The organism is Hydrocoleum sp. CS-953 (assembly GCF_002260545.1).
GTDB lineage: Bacteria > Cyanobacteriota > Cyanobacteriia > Cyanobacteriales > Microcoleaceae > Trichodesmium.
This window is the reverse complement of record NZ_LGSU01000557.1, coordinates 1-3,634: the sequence shown is the minus strand read 5'-3', so window position 1 is coordinate 3,634 and position 3,634 is coordinate 1. Positions and strand designations below refer to the sequence as shown.

General features: G+C 33.5%; 1 protein-coding gene. It reads right to left on the bottom strand.

What is annotated here, in order from left to right:
* Positions 1-3,080: 3,080 nt before the first annotated feature.
* The coding region (locus AFK68_RS44370) for a WGR domain-containing protein (protein WP_371357252.1) at positions 3,081-3,384 on the bottom strand (304 nt) is incomplete at its 3' end.
* Positions 3,385-3,634: the final 250 nt, after the last annotated feature.

Here is a 3,634-nt window from a genome sequence, read left to right as displayed (position 1 = left end):
ACCCTTATTTACCTGACACAAAACACTAATAAAATAAGATTGTAAATCTCGCAATCTTTCCACATTATCCGCCGCATAATCTGACAAAAAATTAGTAGCAAAAACCTGCATATCTCCCGAAGGATGTTCGCTAAACTTCAACAAATAATCTTCACCGTAACTATCCTCAAAATAACCACTCACTAACTCACGCCCAAACACCCTTACCTCATCCCTCACACTATCACAAATACTCACCATTATTTCCGGCAACCAATCAGTTTCATCAAAAGATGATTGAAATATTTCCCAAGCAAAATTACGAGAATCTTCCCAATCAGATTCTAACAACCTAACCGCAGCCAACATCTCCTGAGAATTACCTCTAAAACGAGGAATATTTTCAGAAAAAATTTGCCATGCAGCCTGTCTAACAGCCACTACTTGATAATTTGCCAACTTAACAATTTCAATTGTGGGAAAATCTCCTGCCCATTGCCGATAATTTGCCTTTAATATTAAACCAGCTAATTCTTGAGCAAGTTCAGATTTAACTCTTAATAACTGCTTGGTTTTTTCCAAGCTAATATTCTCTTGCCATCCCGGAATATCATCCCTCAATAAACCTGCTAAATAATCGTGAACCCCTTCTGACTTTTCTGGAATTACTAAAATGTCGATAAATGCCCCTGCTAACTGACTAGCAAAATCTGAATATTTCTTTGTCAAATCTTGAATAATAGGCTCAATTAAACTCCAAATATCTTCCTCAGAACTAACCGCCATAGCAATAATTAAATCTCGCCGAGAACTTATCAAAACTTTCTCTGGCAATTTGCCAAATATTCTAATACCAATTTCCCGAATTTTTGGATAGGGAAATTCAATTAATGACTCAATTAAATTAGTAGGTAATTCCGCAGCAGGAGTTTCATGTTTTTCCAGAATATTTGCTCCTAATTCTTGAATTTCTACCAATGGATGTTGAAGTAAATCTATAATAACTCCCATACCTAATTGTTTTAATTGACCGCTCAAACAACTCAACAATATATCAGCAATATCTCTGGCAAGTTGCTCTATCCAGTACGTTTCTTGTTTGAAAGTTAATAACTCAGCAATAACTTTACCAATTAATACTTTAGCAGTACCTTCTTTGAGACTATGTGAACTAAGAAATTTTTGAGCAAAGTCACGAGTATCTGGTTCCTTACTCGTAATTAAAGCTGCCAGAAAATTAGCATTTAAAAATCTATTGGGTNGCAATATCTCTGGCAAGTTGCTCTATCCAGTACGTTTCTTGTTTGAAAGTTAATAACTCAGCAATAACTTTACCAATTAATACTTTAGCAGTACCTTCTTTGAGACTATGTGAACTAAGAAATTTTTGAGCAAAGTCACGAGTATCTGGTTCCTTACTCGTAATTAAAGCTGCCAGAAAATTAGCATTTAAAAATCTATTGGGTTGTTTATTTATCCAGCGATAAGCTGCCGTATGTGCTTTAGGCAAAATACTATTTGCCGATGCTAAAACTAAATCTATATCGGGATTTTTTTTATATCTTTTTATAGCTAATTCAAATCCAAATCTAACTGTAACGTCATAAGGTTTTTTGATAAATTCTATGAGAGTTTCAAGATCGAGTTGTGGATAAAAACTCTGGCAACTATCCAATACTCTCACAGCAAAATTATGTACAGCATGACAATTACTTTCCAATAATAATTTCACCAATATTTCTGGTTGTTGTTCCCATAATTCGGGGAAAGCTTCACCCCGTTGTTTTATCTCCTTATTAGTTCGTTCAAAGTATCCGTTAAACTTCCACTCTAGCCTATCAGAAGATAAAGAATAACGAGAATGATTTGTGTAGAGAATATGAGATAGAACTAGAAAATTAACAAATCTATGTTNAATAATTTCACCAATATTTCTGGTTGTTGTTCCCATAATTCGGGGAAAGCTTCACCCCGTTGTTTTATCTCCTTATTAGTTCGTTCAAAGTATCCGTTAAACTTCCACTCTAGCCTATCAGAAGATAAAGAATAACGAGAATGATTTGTGTAGAGAATATGAGATAGAACTAGAAAATTAACAAATCTATGTTCGAGTTGAGAATAAAATTTATTTTCTAGCCGATAATACATAACATCAGCATCAGAATATTGCTGCAAAATACTCACCGCTAAATTAATATATTCAATATCATTATCTATGCCAAGTTTCTCTAAAGTTCGCCAAATTCTCTTGCGTAAATAATTACGAGTTTTTTTAGTATAAACTCCCCAACCAGTTGTATATTCTGTGTCAAATCTATAAGTAAGAATGCCAAAAACTTCTGGGTCTCGACGATATTCAGCCATTTTAAAAATATGACGAATTGGCTGAAAAAAGTTTTCTTGAAATGGAGCAGTGCGGAGAAAATTTAAAAGTGCAGGTCGCACATATTCATTATCTATTTGATATAGTCTTTCTATGTCTGAAAAACTTTTACCTTCCTCCAGACGTTGTTTAAATAATTCCTCAAATTTTTCTGCCGTTCCATGACGAGCAAACTCTCTTAATTCTGGGGATAAAAACTCAATCATTTCTGTCTGCAATTCGGCGCGAATTTCCGGGTCAGATAATTTTAAAATTGCCTCAAAAACTATCCGACCAACAAACTCTGAAGTTGCCGGATTTTCATATAATCTAATTAAAGCAGCAAGAGCATCTTTTCCACCACACCAACCCAACGACCAAGCAATACAATAATCTCTTAAATCTGTACCAGTGCCGATAAAATTAATTAACATTGGAGTAGCTTCAGCTATTTTTAATTCTCCTGCCCGCCAAATAATTCTTTCCAGAGGGCGATTAGTTTTTTCTCTAGCTAAATGTTCAATAATTGCTTGTTTCCGCAAATGATTATGACTAGGAATTTCTGTTTTTTTAGGCAGAGAATCTAGGGAAATTCCAGTAACATCACGATAACCACGTTTAATTTTTTCTTCTATTACTTGATTGAAAACTTTTTCAGCTTTAGCAAAAGAAACATAGCCACTTGTTTTAATACCATGTCTTAATTGTGAACCACGACGACCGTAATTAAAATTAACCNTCCGCAAATGATTATGACTAGGAATTTCTGTTTTTTTAGGCAGAGAATCTAGGGAAATTCCAGTAACATCACGATAACCACGTTTAATTTTTTCTTCTATTACTTGATTGAAAACTTTTTCAGCTTTAGCAAAAGAAACATAGCCACTTGTTTTAATACCATGTCTTAATTGTGAACCACGACGACCGTAATTAAAATTAACCATATAATGCTGATTTTCTTTCACCTCAAATATATCAACCTCATAAATTTTATCCGAGCGATCGTCTTGATAATGGAGGATAATTTTTTTGATTACTTTCATGTTTTTAGGGAATAGGGAATAGGGAGTAGGGAATAGGGAATAGGGAAAAATCAGAAGTTCAAAAATTTAAAAAGGAAACATTTTTTTGTGACTAATCATCCCAAAATTATTTGATTAACTTCATTTTACCCAGAAATATATTTGATACATACCACTAAGTTTTAGAGAATAGGGAATAGGGAAAAATCAGAAGTTCAAAAATTTAAAAAGGAAACATTTTTTTGTGACTAATCATCCCAAAATTATTTGA